This is a genomic window from Butyricicoccus pullicaecorum DSM 23266, assembly GCF_900167005.1.
GTDB classification, from domain to species: domain Bacteria; phylum Bacillota; class Clostridia; order Oscillospirales; family Butyricicoccaceae; genus Butyricicoccus; species Butyricicoccus pullicaecorum.
In genome coordinates this window covers 83,660-97,407 of the sequence record NZ_FUXW01000005.1, presented here as the reverse complement: position 1 = coordinate 97,407, position 13,748 = coordinate 83,660, and the positions used below count along the sequence as shown (strand labels likewise).

The 13,748-nt window shown below is 57.2% G+C and carries 16 protein-coding genes; 4 read left to right on the top strand and 12 right to left on the bottom strand.

What is annotated here, in order from left to right:
* Positions 1-44 precede the first annotated feature (44 nt).
* Positions 45-401: a PqqD family protein gene (locus tag B5D52_RS10510; protein WP_016148613.1), complete on the top strand. Its 357-nt coding sequence runs from the start codon at positions 45-47 to the stop codon at positions 399-401.
* Positions 398-760 (top strand): hypothetical protein, encoded by a 363-nt coding sequence (locus tag B5D52_RS10505; RefSeq protein ID WP_016148614.1) that lies wholly within the window; start codon positions 398-400, stop codon positions 758-760. The genes B5D52_RS10510 and B5D52_RS10505 overlap by 4 nt, the downstream gene beginning before the upstream one ends.
* A gap of 379 nt (positions 761-1,139) precedes the next feature.
* Here B5D52_RS10505 and B5D52_RS10500 read toward each other — a convergent pair whose 3' ends face one another.
* Positions 1,140-1,517 carry an ArsR/SmtB family transcription factor gene (locus B5D52_RS10500; RefSeq protein ID WP_016148615.1) on the bottom strand — a complete coding sequence of 126 codons (378 nt, stop codon included), beginning with the start codon at positions 1,515-1,517 and terminating at the stop codon, positions 1,140-1,142.
* Positions 1,518-1,710: 193 nt separating this feature from the next.
* On the opposite strand from B5D52_RS10500, the gene B5D52_RS10495 reads away from it, so the two are divergent.
* On the top strand, positions 1,711-1,929 hold the full coding sequence (locus tag B5D52_RS10495) for a cation transporter (RefSeq protein ID WP_016148616.1): 219 nt from the start codon (positions 1,711-1,713) through the stop codon (positions 1,927-1,929).
* 124 nt (positions 1,930-2,053) lie between these two features.
* Positions 2,054-3,937: a heavy metal translocating P-type ATPase gene (locus tag B5D52_RS10490; protein WP_016148617.1), complete on the top strand. Its 1,884-nt coding sequence runs from the start codon at positions 2,054-2,056 to the stop codon at positions 3,935-3,937.
* 189 nt (positions 3,938-4,126) lie between these two features.
* Here B5D52_RS10490 and B5D52_RS10485 read toward each other — a convergent pair whose 3' ends face one another.
* The 11 genes from B5D52_RS10485 to B5D52_RS10435 all read right to left on the bottom strand — a co-directional run bounded on the left by B5D52_RS10485 (position 4,127) and on the right by B5D52_RS10435 (position 13,677).
* Positions 4,127-4,987, bottom strand: coding sequence for a DUF4179 domain-containing protein (locus B5D52_RS10485; RefSeq protein WP_016148618.1), 861 nt, complete (start codon positions 4,985-4,987; stop codon positions 4,127-4,129).
* Entirely contained in the window at positions 4,984-5,487 is a 504-nt protein-coding gene (locus tag B5D52_RS10480; protein ID WP_016148619.1) for a sigma-70 family RNA polymerase sigma factor, read from the bottom strand. The genes B5D52_RS10485 and B5D52_RS10480 overlap by 4 nt, the downstream gene beginning before the upstream one ends.
* A 157-nt stretch (positions 5,488-5,644) precedes the next feature.
* The gene (locus tag B5D52_RS10475; RefSeq protein ID WP_016148620.1) at positions 5,645-6,424 is read right to left on the bottom strand and encodes an ABC transporter ATP-binding protein; all 780 of its coding nucleotides are present in this window, start codon (positions 6,422-6,424) and stop codon (positions 5,645-5,647) included.
* The gene (locus B5D52_RS10470) at positions 6,417-7,346 is read right to left on the bottom strand and encodes an ABC transporter permease (RefSeq protein ID WP_016148621.1); all 930 of its coding nucleotides are present in this window, start codon (positions 7,344-7,346) and stop codon (positions 6,417-6,419) included. Before B5D52_RS10470 ends, B5D52_RS10475 begins: the two co-directional genes overlap by 8 nt.
* A gap of 102 nt (positions 7,347-7,448) precedes the next feature.
* A complete protein-coding gene (locus tag B5D52_RS10465) occupies positions 7,449-8,450 on the bottom strand; it encodes an ABC transporter substrate-binding protein (protein ID WP_016148622.1) in 1,002 nt (333 codons plus the stop codon).
* 260 nt (positions 8,451-8,710) lie between these two features.
* Positions 8,711-10,864, bottom strand: coding sequence for an ATP-dependent helicase (locus B5D52_RS10460; RefSeq protein ID WP_016148623.1), 2,154 nt, complete (start codon positions 10,862-10,864; stop codon positions 8,711-8,713).
* A 136-nt stretch (positions 10,865-11,000) separates the two neighbouring features.
* Positions 11,001-11,702 carry a zinc ribbon domain-containing protein gene (locus B5D52_RS16745; protein WP_016148624.1) on the bottom strand — a complete coding sequence of 234 codons (702 nt, stop codon included), beginning with the start codon at positions 11,700-11,702 and terminating at the stop codon, positions 11,001-11,003.
* Positions 11,703-11,777: 75 nt separating this feature from the next.
* A complete protein-coding gene (locus tag B5D52_RS10450) occupies positions 11,778-12,707 on the bottom strand; it encodes a helix-turn-helix transcriptional regulator (RefSeq protein ID WP_016148625.1) in 930 nt (309 codons plus the stop codon).
* Between the two features lie 19 nt (positions 12,708-12,726).
* Positions 12,727-13,041, bottom strand: coding sequence for a DUF6442 family protein (locus B5D52_RS10445; protein WP_016148626.1), 315 nt, complete (start codon positions 13,039-13,041; stop codon positions 12,727-12,729).
* A 14-nt stretch (positions 13,042-13,055) separates the two neighbouring features.
* Positions 13,056-13,460 (bottom strand): DUF2178 domain-containing protein, encoded by a 405-nt coding sequence (locus B5D52_RS10440; RefSeq protein WP_016148627.1) that lies wholly within the window; start codon positions 13,458-13,460, stop codon positions 13,056-13,058.
* On the bottom strand, positions 13,444-13,677 hold the full coding sequence (locus B5D52_RS10435; RefSeq protein WP_016148628.1) for a helix-turn-helix transcriptional regulator: 234 nt from the start codon (positions 13,675-13,677) through the stop codon (positions 13,444-13,446). Before B5D52_RS10435 ends, B5D52_RS10440 begins: the two co-directional genes overlap by 17 nt.
* Positions 13,678-13,748: the final 71 nt, after the last annotated feature.

Genomic DNA, 13,748 nt, shown 5'->3' with positions numbered 1-13,748 from the left:
TGGGCCGGCTGCATCTTTTTCCCTTACGACAAAGGAGTTTCACTATGGCAAAAAAGAAAGACGCCGGGAAGAATTATCTGGACTTTGTCCCGGTGCGCAACCCCTCGTTCGACTTCACCGTCGCCGATGACGGCATCGTCACCATCGCGGTCGAGTGGCAGGGCTTCTACCATCGCATCGCCCAGCGCTTTTTCCGCCGTCCGCGCGTCAGCGACATCAAGCTCGACGCTTACGGCAGTTTTGTCTGGCAGGCGATTGATGGGGAAAAGAACGTATATACCCTCTCGCAGGAACTGGAAGCACATTTCGGTGAGATGGACAAGGCGCTGTCGCGTCTGATCAAGTTCCTTGAGATCATGCACGATCACAAGATCATCTCCTGGAAGGAGGAAGGTCAATGACCTACTTTGAGTATCTGAGCTATGTGCCCTATGTGCTGCTGTTTGCACTGGCGACCGCGCTCATTTACGCCTGGGGCTTGTGGCGTGCGCGCAATCAGGCGCGGGACCTCAACAGCATGCTTTCGGCCAAGGGCGTGAGCCGCGTCCGCAAGGCACTGAAAAAAAACGGTGCGATGACCCGGAAGGAGCTGGAAAAGGTTGTTTCCGGCCTGTCTGCGCGTCAGCCGTTCTCGCGCAATGGTATTGAGGTTAAAGATCCGAAGAAGTTTCTGGATTCGCTCCTGCCATATATGGTAAAGCAGAAGCTGATCGAGGAACGGACGGAAGATAAAAAGGTCGTGTACGTGTATCGCAAGTGAGCCTTGCACCGCACCCCTATTGAAGTTTGGATCAAACCTTTTCAAAGGTTTGCGGGTTCTCAGGGCAGAGCCCTGAGACGGACTCCGCAGAGTCCGGAATCCCCTTTTTGATTTTCGCTCCTGCGAAAATCAACTAAAAAAGAACAAAAAAGCGCGACCCGCAGGTCGCGCAATTCTTAAAAAGACCAACCTTCCGGTTGGTCTTTTTCTTTTGTTTGTTTAGGTTGATTCCCGGGTCGGACACCGGGAATCAAAAGGAGTTTCGCGCTCTGCGGAGCGCGACCAGGTTCCACCTGGACGGGCCAGCCTGCGCGGCTGGACCGCGCCGGGCCGCAGGCCCGGACCCGCTTGTCGCCTGCGGGCGGGATTAGTTCATCCGTCAATGTTCATGCGCACACAACTTCGGACAAGTCACCTCGATCAAGGTCTCAATCATACGATGCAGCAGTTCGGCTTCGCGCGTATCCGCCGCCTTATAATAGACCTCTTTACCCTCTCTCCGACTGACAACCAAGCCCCCGGCTTTGAGCTGTTTCAAGTGATGGGACACCGCCGGGCTGCTCATATCCACCAGCGCCGACAAATTCATCACGCATTCCTCGCAATGGCATAAAATCCAGAAGATACGCAGGCGGCTGCTGTCACCGAGCTGCTTGAACACGTCGGACACCATCTGAAACGCATCCGAACCCGGCATATGGTCAAACATGACCTCTACGTTCTGACCATGATCGTGCGGTAATTGAATCTTTGACATAGGGTGCATTCCTCCTGCTTTATCCCTATTTTAGCACATTTTCCCGTCAAACGGAACGGTCTTTTGCTGTCCTGCAATTCGGTGAAAAAAATCCGGTCTGCCCTGTTGACTTTCCCCGAGGGCGCAGGTATAATGAAAGCACAAAGATTAAATATATGTTTAATCGTTCAAGTGTTTGAGAGGAGCTACCTTCATGAAAAAGACATACAAGATCGACGTCGACTGCGCAAACTGTGCCAACAAGATGGAGCAGGCCGCAAACAATACCCCCGGTGTCAAGGCTGCAACCGTCAACTTTATGACCCTCAAGATGATCGTCGAGTTCGAGGACGGTCAGGACCCCAAGGCTGTCATGCAGGAAGTTCTCAAAAACTGCAAAAAGGTCGAGGACGACTGCGAAATCTTCCTCTGATCTCTCATTTTGTCCGATCGAAAGCACTCTTTTCACCGGTCTGTCCGCTGCGGGAGTGCTTTCTCTCAGATGAATATATGAGCAGTCATTCACATATAATCTACGTTGCGGAGGACGATCTTCCATGAACAAAAAACAAAAAAAGATGCTTATACGCATCCTCATCGCCGCCGTGCTCATGGTGGTGCTGCACTTTGTCCCGGCAAGCGGCATTCTGCGCTTTGTCCTGTACATGATTCCCTACGCCATCATCGGCTATGATATCCTCATCAAAGCCGGAAAAGGCGTCAAAAACCGTCAGCCCTTCGACGAAAACTTCCTGATGGCGGTCGCCACCGTGGGCGCCATCGTGCTCGGACTGACCCAGAGCGGCGACTACACCGAGGCCATCGGCGTTATGCTGTTCTATCAGGTCGGTGAGTGGTTCCAGAGCTACGCGGTCGGCAAGAGCCGCCGCAACATCAGCCAGCTCATGGACATCCGCCCGGACTACGCCAACATCGAGCAGGACGGTGCACTCGAGCAGGTCGACCCGGACGAGGTCGAGGTCGGCACGATCATCGTCGTGCAGCCGGGTGAGAAAGTCCCGATCGACGGCGTGATCGTCGAGGGCTCGTCCACGCTGGACACCAGCGCCCTGACCGGCGAGAGCCTGCCCCGCGAGACCGCACCCGGGGATGAAATCATCAGCGGCTGCATCAACCTCAGCGGCGTGCTCAAGATTCGCACGACCCGTGAGTTCGGTGAGTCGACCGTATCCAAGATTCTCGATCTGGTCGAGAACGCCAGCTCGCGCAAGTCGCGTTCCGAGGCGTTCATCTCCCGCTTCGCCCGTGTCTACACTCCCGCCGTCTGTTACAGTGCGCTTGCCCTGCTTATTCTGCCCCCGCTGGTGCGCATGTTCCTGCTTGACCTGCCCGCCGATTGGGGCGACTGGCTGTACCGTGCGCTCACCTTCCTGGTCATCAGCTGCCCCTGTGCGCTGGTCATCAGTATTCCGCTGAGCTTCTTTGCCGGTATCGGCGGTGCAAGCAACGCCGGTGTGCTCATCAAGGGTTCCAACTATCTGGAAACGCTGTCTCAGGTCAAAGCCATTGTGTTTGACAAGACCGGCACGCTCACCCAGGGCGTATTCGAGGTCAGCGGCATCCATCACAACAAGCTCGAGGACGAAAAACTGCTCGAATTGGCTGCGCTCGCAGAGAGTGCGTCCTCTCACCCCATCAGCCGCAGCCTGCAGCGTGCCTACGGCAAGCCGGTCGACCGCAGCCGGGTATCCGACATTCAGGAGATCAGCGGCAACGGTGTGATCGCCAAGGTAGACGGTATGGAAGTCGCCGCAGGCAATGACAAGCTGATGAAGCGGCTCGGCATCGACTTCATTCCCTGCCATCACGTCGGCACCATCATTCACATGGCGGTAAATGGTGCCTATGCCGGTCATATCGTCATTTCCGACGTCATCAAGCCTCATTCCAAGCAGGCCATCCACGACCTGCACCGTGCGGGCATCCAAAAGACCATTATGCTCACCGGCGATATCGACCCGGTTGCCCGTCAGGTCGCCGACGAGCTGGGCATTGACGAGGTATACAGCGAGCTTCTGCCCGCAGACAAGGTGGAAAAGGTCGAGTCCCTGCTGCAAAACAAGCCATCCGGCGGCAAGCTGGCCTTTGTCGGTGACGGCATCAACGATGCGCCCGTACTGTCCCGTGCGGACATCGGCATTGCGATGGGTGCGATGGGTTCGGATGCGGCCATCGAGGCAGCAGACGTGGTACTCATGGACGACGACCCGCTCAAGATCGTCAAGGCGGTCAAGATTTCGCGCAAGTGTCTGCGCATTGTCTATCAGAACATTGTGTTTGCGATTGGCATTAAGCTGATCTGTCTGGTGCTCGGCGCGCTGGGTCTGGCCAACATGTGGCTTGCGATTTTTGCCGATGTTGGTGTGATGATTCTGGCGGTGCTGAATGCGATTCGTGCGCTGTTTGTGAAGAATCTATAACAATAAGAAAAGACCGTCCGAAGGGACGGTCTTTTTGTTGGGTTTATTTAAATTGAAACCCGGGACGGACACCGGGTTTCAATTGGGGATTTCGCCGTCTGCGGACGGCGACGCAGGGCGCTGCCCTGCGAACCCGCAAGCCTTTCGAGAAAGGCTTGAGCGAAAGCTTCAATTCGCCCACGGGCGGGATTACTCTGCGTCGTGCGGGCGTTCATCGGGCAGGCTGCTGGCGATGGTGAGTCCTGTCTCGCCGAGTTCAGCATTCAGGGCATCAAGTGCGCTCTGTGCCTCGCTCTCGCTCTGGTACTCGCCCACGGTCACGATATAATTGCCCTCCTCGGTGCGAACCTGCGTTGTCTCCTGACCCCAGAAGCGTTCTGCCGCAATGCCAAGGCTCTCGCCGTAGGGCATCGCCTCTGTGCGCAGGTAATAGACCGGTGCGGAATCGGTCTGGGTATCGTCCTTGGTGAACGTAAAGGTCAAACCAGCCGGTTCAGCGCGCTCGGTGATCTCATACGTATAGCCGGGTTCCAGTTCGATAACCAGCTGCATCGCCGAGTCGTCCAGCACCATGGCAAAGTATGCGTCGCGCACGCCTTCGGTCTGGGTCAGAGTATCGCAGACCGCCTGACGGTCGGCCAGGCGCACGCCGCCGAGCGACAGAACCACGCGGTTCGGTGCGCGATAGGTCTTTGCCGTGTAGGACGGTGCGAAATCTGCGCTGCCCTCGGTCTCGGTGAACAGGATGTCGGCCTTGCTGCCCTCACCTGCTGCATGGACGGCCAGACCGTCGGTCTGCACGCCGCCGCTGCCGATGTGCAGCATCTGTACGACCGTACCCAATACCGGGATGTGTACTGCCTGTGCAGCCAGAGGCGAATTTGCGGTCACGGTCAGCACGCACAGTGCGGCAGCGGCACAGATGCCGGTGCGCACGAGCGGACGACGGCGGCGCTGGTGCTTGGCGCGTGCGGCTGCGCGGTCGATGACATCTCCCAGTGCGTCCGGGATCGGGATATCCTGATAGCGTTCGGGCTGTTGGCGTTTCATAATGATTCCTCCTTCAAGTGTGCACGCAGGCGGTGCAAAATGCGGTAAAAACGGGATTTGAGCTTTGCTTCCGGCATGGACAGGATTTCTGCCATCTCGGGAAAGCTGCGCTCTTCAAAATAGTGTAAGATCAGGTACGTTCGTTCCTCGGTCGGCAGACTGTCCAGCAAGTGGTACAGGTCCATTTGTTCTTCCGGGGTGAGGTCTGGCTCGTGTGCCGGGATGATATCCAGCACTTCGTGCTCGGTCGGAACTAGCCGTCGGTTCTTGCGCAGCCAGTCCAGCGCGGTATGAATGACTAGACTGGTCATCCAGGCATCAAACCGGTCGGCGCGCTGCAAGGTATGCAGCGAAACCAAGGCTTTATAGGTCGCCTCACCGACGATATCCAGCGCATCGTGCTCGTTTTTGACGTAGCAATAAGCCAAACGGTACAGTCGATCCTGTGACGCGTGAATCAGCTGTCCGCAGGTGTCAAAGTCAATCACTGAGGTATGCATCAAGCTCCCTCCTTTTTTATTTTAGAATGGCGGGCTGTTTTTCTCGCCCACTGTGTTTTCTGCCTATTAGACGTTTGGCAAGGTGCAATCGTTTCAAAAATTTTTGCAGAATAAAAAAAGAGCTGTCCACAGGGGGACAGCTCTTTGCTGTTGTTTCTTATTCGGACAGCAGCATGCGGTCGTTTTCGATATTGAACTTTTCCAGCAGGTCACGCACGGTCAGGTTCTTTTTCTCCTCGCCGCGGATATCCACGACCACCTTGCCCGCATCCATCATAATCAGACGGTTGCCGTACTGGATGGCATTCTTCATGTTATGGGTGACCATGAGCGTTGTCAGCTTGTCGCGTGCCACGATCTCCTCGGTCAGCTGCAAGACCTTGTCTGCGGTCTTGGGGTCGAGTGCTGCGGTATGCTCGTCGAGCAGCAGCAGGTCGGGCTTTTGCAGCGTTGCCATCAGCAGGGTCAGCGCCTGACGCTGGCCGCCCGACAGCAGGCCGACCTTACTGGTCATGCGGTCTTCCAGACCCAGACCGAGGGTTGCCAGTCGCTCGCGGTAGATCTTGCGCTCCTCATTGGTGATGCCGTAGCTTAGGCCGCGCATCTTGCCGCGGCGGTAAGCCAGTGCGAGGTTTTCCTCGATGCCCATAGTTGCCGCGGTGCCGCGCATGGGGTCCTGGAAGACGCGGCCGAGGAAGCGTGCGCGCTTGTGCTCGGGCAGGTTGTTGAGGGTCAGACCGTTGAGCACGATCTTGCCCGAATCGACCGGGAACACGCCCGCGATGAGGTTGAGCGTGGTGGACTTGCCCGCGCCGTTGCCGCCGATGACGGTGACGAAATCGCCGTCCTCGAGCGTCAGGTTCAGGCCGTCGATGGCCTTTTTCTCGTTGACCGTACCCCGGTTGAAGGTCTTGTAAACGTCTTTGAGTTTAAGCATTTTTTGCCTCTCCCTTCTTGCCGGACTTGTTCCAGTACTTGCCCTTCCAATACGGTACAGCGAGGAAGACGGCGACGACGATAGCCGAGAGCATCTTGAGGTCGTTGCTGTTCATGCCCAAGGTCAGGACGATCTGGATGACCAGGTAGTAGATGATCGCGCCCAGTGCGACTGCGAGCAGCTTGAGTGCGAAATTGCGGAAAATACGGCTGAAGACAACCTCACCGATGATGACGGCTGCCAGACCGATGACGATGGCACCGCGGCCGGCGTTGACATCGGCAAAGCCCTGATACTGGGCATAGAGTGCGCTGGCCAGCGCGACCAGACCGTTGGACAGCATGAGACCCAGAATCTTATTGAAGTTAACGTTGATGCCCTGTGCACGGCTCATGTCCGGGTTTGCGCCGGTGGCACGGATGCCGCAGCCGAGCGAGGTACCAAAGAACCAGTAAAGCAGCGCGATGAGGACAACGGTGAAGATGGCAGCGACCAGAATCGGGTTGGCAATCGACACTTCCTTGACGTTGCGCAGCGATACCAGCAGGTCGTACTTGTCCGGGTTGATGCCCTGGTTTGCCTTATTGCCCAGAATGCGCAGGTTGATCGAATAGAGCGCGAGCTGAGTCAGGATACCGGCTAAGATGGCCGGGATGCCCATGCCCGTATGTAAAATACCAGTCACAGCGCCAGCGAGCATACCGGCGATGAACGCGCACAGCATGGCGACCCACACATTTGCCCCGTTCATCATCAGCATGACGCACACCGCGCCGCCCATACTCATAGTGCCGTCGACGGTCAGATCGGCAAGGTCTAAGACCTTATAGGTGATGTACACGCCAATCGCCATCAGACCCCAGATCAGTCCCTGTGCGACCGCACCCGGCAGTGCGTTCAGCAGGTTTGAAACGAAATCCATACTTTCCCTCCATGATGTGAAATAATCCGGGACAACCGCCCCTGGATAGCAAAACCAGGCGGAAAAGAGTGCTCTTTCCCGCCTGTCGGTCTGTAATTTTACTTATTCGGCTGCGATTGCCTCATAGCCCTCGGGTACGGTTAACCCCAGCTCCTGACAGATGCTCTCGTTATACATCTTGGTAAAGGTCGGTGCGGGCTGAATCTCCATCTCGCCCGGGTTCTGACCGCCAACCAGAATGTCGTATGCCATCTGACCGGTCATCTCGCCGAGTTCGTAGTAGTCGATGGACAGGGTTGCCACGCCGCAGCCCGAGCAGATGCCCTGCTCGCCTGCGATGACCGGTACGCCTGCCGGTACAACGACGTTGCGGATGGTCTCGGTGCAGGTTGCCGCCGTGTTATCGGTCGGGATATAGATGACGTCGCTCGATGCGCTCGCGTTGGTTGCGATGGATGCGACATCGTTCGAGTCGGTGAACGCATACTCGGTGCAGGTGTAACCCATTTCCTCGAGCATGGGCTTGATGGTATTGATCTGGTATGCAGAGTTCGGTTCTGCCGAGCAGTACAGCAGGCCGACGTTCTTGGCATCCGGGAACAGCTCCTTGAGCATCTCAGCCTGACCGTCCAGCGGTGCCAGGTCGGTCGTACCCGAAATGTTGGTGCCGGTCGTACCCGTCCAGTCGCTCATATCCAGTGCGGTTGCGTAGTCGGTGATGGACGTACCCAGAATCGGGATGTCCGCCGTGCCCGACTGTGCCGCCTGCAGCGCTGCGGTGCCGTTGCCCATGATGAGGTCAACACCCGAGGACACAAAGCCGTTTACGATGGTCGTACAGGTTGCCGAGTCACCCGACGCGTTCTGCACGTCGAACTCGACCGATTTGCCATCTGCTTCGACCAGTTCGGTCAGTTTATCCTGAAAGCCCTGGGTTGCAGCGTCCAGTGCCGCGTGCTGCATCAGCTGGCAGACACCGACTGTATAGCTGTCACCGCCGGCAGCAGCACTGTCTCCAGTATCTCCATTCGAGCTTCCGCAGGCCGTGAGCGAGAACGCCATAGCACCTGCGAGCAGGGCAGCGAGCAATCTTCTCTTTTGCATGTCAAAAAACCCCTTTTATATTGATGGTTGTAAACAGTGTCTTGGATGCTGTCTACTTTGTCATTTTAGCAGTTAAAAGCGATAAGGTCAAGTAATATCTGAAATTTTTTGACGCACCGCAATTTTTTTGCTTTTTACGGGGTAGAAGTTGTGGGAATGCGCAAAACCGAACCCCAGTCCGGGGTGCGATTTTAAGTGGTTTCGCGCGCACAAAAGCCCCGTCCGGGATGGATCGGGGCTTGGTTTTTGGGGATGGCGGCTCATTCGCGTTCCAGTTTGGCGCGAAACGTGATATCGCGCGGGGTTTTCATGTCGTCGAACTGGATGCGGTAGACCGCGCGGGTCTGGTCGACCGCCTCTATGGTGCCCGGGCCGAACACGCCGTGCACGATGCGGTCGCCGGCGGCCAGCGGCAACTCGGCATTCTCGTCGAGCAGGTATTTTTCGCGCAGGCTGATGTAGTCACGCGCCTCGGCCAGCATGGCTTCGGGCGGCTGTTCGGTGTACTGCAAGAGATCGGGGTCGATATCCAGCAAAAAGCGCGAGGGATACCGGCACGAACCGTCAAAGTTGCGTCCCTCGGCCTCGGACAGGTACAGACCGTCCTGTGCACGGGTCAGGGCGACAAAGGCCAAGCGGCGTTCTTCCTCCATGCCCGGCCAAGTGTGCACCTTTTTGGAGGGGAAAATACCGTCGTTCATGGCGCACAGGAAAACATAGGGAAATTCCAGACCCTTTGCCGTGTGCACGGTCATCAAGCGCACCTGATCGCGCGTTCCGCCCGCGTCGGTGTTGGTCAGCAGTGCCACACGCGCCAGATAGTGTTCGAGCGTGCTCTCCTCACCGCAGGTCGTCTCGTACTCGTAGACCGACTGTTTGAGCTCGGCTAGGTTATCCAGACGTTCCTGACTGCCCTCGGTGCGCAGCATTTTCTCGTATCCGCTGCGGTCAAGCGTCTCGGCCAGCACCTCGGAGATCGGGCGGTCGGCGTAATCCGACGCGAGCGACTGGATGAACTGCACAAACTGCCGCGCCTTGGTGCCCTTGAACAGTTCGTCGTCCAGATGGGCGCACAGTGTGTCATAGAGCGACGCACCGGTCTGCTGCGCGGCTTCGCGCAGGAACTTGATACGGCGTTCTCCGATGTTGCGCCGGGGCTGGTTGACAATGCGCAGGAAGGAAAGATCGTCGCGGTAGGCGATCATGCGCAAGTAGGACAGCGTATCCTTGATTTCCGCCCGGCAGAAGAACTGTGTGCCGCTGTAAATGGTGTACGGAATCTCCTCGTGCAGGAAAACGGTCTCGATCGTGCGCGTGACATAATGAGCGCGATAAAGCACGGTCATGGCGCGGTAGGGCACGCCCTGTTTGTGCAGGGCGTCAATCTCGCCCGCAATCCAAGCAGCCTCGGCCTCGGCGGTACGCGCATGGTGACAGCGGACGGGCACGCCGTCCGGTCGGGTAGGCTCCAAAATCTTGTCCATGCGGTTATGGTTTTTGTCAATGAGGTCGTTTGCAGCCGCCAGAATCTGCGGGGTCGAACGGTAGTTTTGCAGCAGCATGATGGTGCGCGTGCCCGGAAAAGCGCGGTCAAAGTCCAGCAGATAGCGGATATCAGCGCCGCGCCAAGTGTAGATGGTCTGGTCGGGGTCGCCGACTACAAACAGGTTCTTGTGATAGCCGCACAGGACGGTCATCAGCTCATATTGCAGCTTGTCGATATCTTGGAACTCGTCCACCATGATATATTCCAGCCGCTGCTGCCATTTTAATCGAATATCGGCATCCCGCTCGAACAGATAGAGCGTGACCTTGATGAGGTCGTTATAATCCAGCCCGAAGCACTTCTTTTGCTGGTACAGATAGCCATAAAAGATGATATCGGACACGGTCTGCGCCGCGCGGTACTTGTCCTCGAGTGCGCCGAGCGGCATGGCGATGAGGTCACGGTAATAGTCTGGGTTCTGGAACAGCTTGCGCATCTCGATCATGTCGCGCGCCTTGCTGTACGTCATGTGGCGCAGCGTCAAGCCGCGTTCCTCGTAGATAATGCCCAGCATCGCGTCGATATCGGCGTTATCCAGCACCAAAAAGTTCTTGGGATACTGCACGGCGTGGCTGTCCTCCTGCAAGACCGACACGCAAAAGCTGTGGAAGGTGCAAATATAGCCGGTGTCATTGTCACCGGTCAGTTTGTGAATGCGCTGGCGCATTTCGGCTGCCGATTTATTGGTAAAGGTCACGCACAGGATGTTCTCGGGCAGAATGCCCGCCTCACACACCAGATACGCAAAACGGTGCGCCAGTGCGCGGGTCTTGCCCGAGCCTGCGCCCGCAATCACCCGCACATAGCCCTCGGTCGTGGTCACGGCCTCGCGCTGCGCCGGGTTGAGACCGTCCAGCAGGTCGCTCATCGCTCCGCCCTCCTGTCTGCAAAATTCCGATTGTTTGTTCGGTTATCAGCAGTATACCATGTTTGCGCTTTCCGTGCAATCGAACAAGCAGAAAACCGCCCGGCAAGCAGGCGGTTTTGGGCATCAAAATATGGACTTAATGCTGTTTCCAGCGTTCGAGCGTCGGGAAATAGGCTTGCATCTGGGCGCGTGCCGCGTCGAGATCTCCATACATTTCGGGTGCATAGGTCAGACAGCCCTCGATCATCTCTTCCATCGTGCAGTCCTGCACGAACGCGCCGTCCTTGCGGCAATAGCAGCAGTATGCCTTGCTGGGTTTGCCGTCCCGCTCGGTGCCGTAGTCCTCCGGCCGGGTCATAGGCATGCCGCACGACTGGCACACATCGGCCAGCGCGACATAGATGTGAACCGTACCGTTGCCCTGTGCGTCCATGGCGGTGTACTCCTCAAAGTCCACGGTATACGCGCGCGGCATGCGGGTATTCCAGATTTGCTGCCACATCGCGCCCACGCCTGCCATCTGGCCGGTATAGGTAAACTTTGCGTACTGCCCTGCCGGAATGTCCACCGTCACGCAGCCATCCGGGCAGGTATCGCTCTCGCAGCCGACAACGGCCAGATAGCTCAGGTCATCACGGTGGTACTGGGTGTACAGTCCGTAGCACACCGCGTTTTCGCCTGCGTGCAGGGCTTCGCGCACGCCGTCTTTCCAGTATCGCTGCCATAAACTGCCGATCTTCTGTCCACAGTCGGGCGCCTCATTGGACGTGCGCACGGCAATGCCGGTCACGCGTCTTGCGGGCAGGCTGACAACCTCGTACTTCATCTCTTTCATCATTGCTGCATCCTTTCTCTTTTGGGATGGCTCTAGGATAACAGCAAAAACCGGTCAGGGTCTGACCGGTTTTAAACATCACCGAAAATCTTCGTTTTCTTCATCATGTGCGTACTGCGCTGCAATCTTTTTCGCCTCCTGTGCCAGTGCGCGGCGCAGTTCCTCGGGCTGGATGACCTCGGCGGTGCTGCCATAAGACAGCAGATAACTCACGCCCCACAGGCCGGGCGGCCAATCGGTATGCACGATCAGCGAACCGTCGGGCTGGGGTGCAATCCGGGCGCGGTCGAACTCGTCATACACCCGATAGGCGATCTCAGGTGCAAACCGGACAACCACGCTCGTCATATTGGTTCCAAGTGCGATCTGGTCAGGCAGCGGCGGCAGCTCGCGCGGTGTAAAGTGCTCGCCCTCGCACAGGCTCACAGCGTCCATGCGGTTGAGCTTGAAGGTGCGGAAGTCCTCCCGCAGGCGGCACCAGCCCTGAATGTACCACGCCATGCCCTTGAAACTCAGCCGAACGGGTTCGATTGTGCGTGAAGTCGTCTCACCCTCGGCGCTGTAATAGTCAAAACTGATGGGGATATGGTGCAGGATGGCCTCGCGCAGCAGGTCGAACAGGGCGCGGTCTATGCCGCCGTTCCACGGCGAAAAATCGGCATCAATCCAGCGCTTTGCCGTCTCTCGACGGAACAGCCGGGAAAGCTCGCGCAGCAGATCATCGGTCGCGTCCATGCCGGTCGCGTGCAAGGTCTGCAAGCCGTACAGGATGGTGTCCTGTTCCTGTCCGCTCAGCAGCGAGCGGTCGAGCACAAAGCCGGGCAGCAGCCGCACACCGCCGCCTCTTCCCTGCACGGTATAGACCGGGATACCCGCCGCGCTCAGCGCGTCCAAATCGCGCCGAATGGTGCGTTCGGAAGCCTCCAGACGCTCGGAAAGCCTGTGCACCGTCCAGTTTTCTCCCTCCAAAAGCAGATACAGCAGCTGAAACAATCGTCCGCTCTGCATGCGCTCACCTCCCTGTCCGTCACATCACCCGAATACACGCGATGAGCAGCGCGAGCGCCGCAAGGCCCAGTGCCAGACCGACATAGAGGTAGGGTTTTTCGCGATATACGGTGTATTTATGAATCAAACCGACCGCACAGCCGGTCAGAGCGACCGATAAAAAGCCGCGCCAGAGCGGACTGCCCTTCACGAGAGCGGCAATCATCAGAATCTCGGCCACGGTGACCATGATTTCTGCCGCGTAGCTTTTGGACTGCACATCGATCTGCCGGTCACGTTCGTCCTTTCCATAGCGCACGCGCCGCTGTGCGCTGATATCCTGCGTCGATTTCACCGGAAAACACCTCCTCAATATCGCTTTTCATAGTAGATTGTTGCTGCAATCTCGCACACCGTGGACAGGGTGAGAATCAAACCCGTGGCTATGCCCATGGCGAGCAGCGGCAGATAAGTCTTGACCGCGCCGGCCACAACCAGTGCAATGGTCAACACCAGACAAATCTGTTGCGTCAGGGAAAATGCGCGGCTTCTGGCCTTGCTCTCAATAAACGCCGTGCGCTCTTCCCGGTCTTCGATGGCCTGCTGCCGGGACATGGCGCTGCCCAGCTCGCCGAGACCGATCGCCACGAGCACGACGACCAGCGCGACGCTTTTGGCGCGAAATCCCTTGATACACATGGTCACAAGCAGCAAGACCGCCAAAACCAGCAGTCCTACGCCCGACCACAGTCTCTTTTTACTGTAAATCTTCATATTGCTGATCCTCCAGCGCTTTATTTTCCGCCAAACAGTACAGATTCTCCACCGTTGTACCAAATACGCACGCGATGCGGTACGCCAGCAGCAAAGAAGGATTGTACTGTCCTTTTTCCAGTGAGATGATCGTGCGCGACGACACATAGACGAGCTCGGCCAGCTGCTGCTGGGTCATATTGGCCGCCTGCCGCAGCTCTCTGACCTTATTTTTCAATCCCTTCCGGTCTCCTCTCTGCACATGAAGTTTCCTTCACATGAAGGATACTTCATATTATATGCCGAACC

What these genes read in the sequence shown, in the direction of transcription:
- B5D52_RS10485 (WP_016148618.1), bottom strand. Translation starts at nt 4,987, where the DNA reads ATGAAACGCCAACAGCCCGAACGCTATCAGGATATCCCGATCCCGGAC.
- B5D52_RS10470 (WP_016148621.1), bottom strand. Translation starts at nt 7,346, where the DNA reads ATGGATTTCGTTTCAAACCTGCTGAACGCACTGCCGGGTGCGGTCGCA.
- B5D52_RS10460 (WP_016148623.1), bottom strand. Translation starts at nt 10,864, where the DNA reads ATGAGCGACCTGCTGGACGGTCTCAACCCGGCGCAGCGCGAGGCCGTG.
- B5D52_RS10500 (WP_016148615.1), bottom strand. Translation starts at nt 1,517, where the DNA reads ATGTCAAAGATTCAATTACCGCACGATCATGGTCAGAACGTAGAGGTC.
- B5D52_RS10495 (WP_016148616.1), top strand. Translation starts at nt 1,711, where the DNA reads ATGAAAAAGACATACAAGATCGACGTCGACTGCGCAAACTGTGCCAAC.
- B5D52_RS10510 (WP_016148613.1), top strand. Translation starts at nt 45, where the DNA reads ATGGCAAAAAAGAAAGACGCCGGGAAGAATTATCTGGACTTTGTCCCG.
- B5D52_RS10490 (WP_016148617.1), top strand. Translation starts at nt 2,054, where the DNA reads ATGAACAAAAAACAAAAAAAGATGCTTATACGCATCCTCATCGCCGCC.
- B5D52_RS10505 (WP_016148614.1), top strand. Translation starts at nt 398, where the DNA reads ATGACCTACTTTGAGTATCTGAGCTATGTGCCCTATGTGCTGCTGTTT.
- B5D52_RS16745 (WP_016148624.1), bottom strand. Translation starts at nt 11,702, where the DNA reads ATGATGAAAGAGATGAAGTACGAGGTTGTCAGCCTGCCCGCAAGACGC.
- B5D52_RS10440 (WP_016148627.1), bottom strand. Translation starts at nt 13,460, where the DNA reads ATGAAGATTTACAGTAAAAAGAGACTGTGGTCGGGCGTAGGACTGCTG.
- B5D52_RS10480 (WP_016148619.1), bottom strand. Translation starts at nt 5,487, where the DNA reads ATGCATACCTCAGTGATTGACTTTGACACCTGCGGACAGCTGATTCAC.
- B5D52_RS10465 (WP_016148622.1), bottom strand. Translation starts at nt 8,450, where the DNA reads ATGCAAAAGAGAAGATTGCTCGCTGCCCTGCTCGCAGGTGCTATGGCG.
- B5D52_RS10450 (WP_016148625.1), bottom strand. Translation starts at nt 12,707, where the DNA reads ATGCAGAGCGGACGATTGTTTCAGCTGCTGTATCTGCTTTTGGAGGGA.
- B5D52_RS10475 (WP_016148620.1), bottom strand. Translation starts at nt 6,424, where the DNA reads ATGCTTAAACTCAAAGACGTTTACAAGACCTTCAACCGGGGTACGGTC.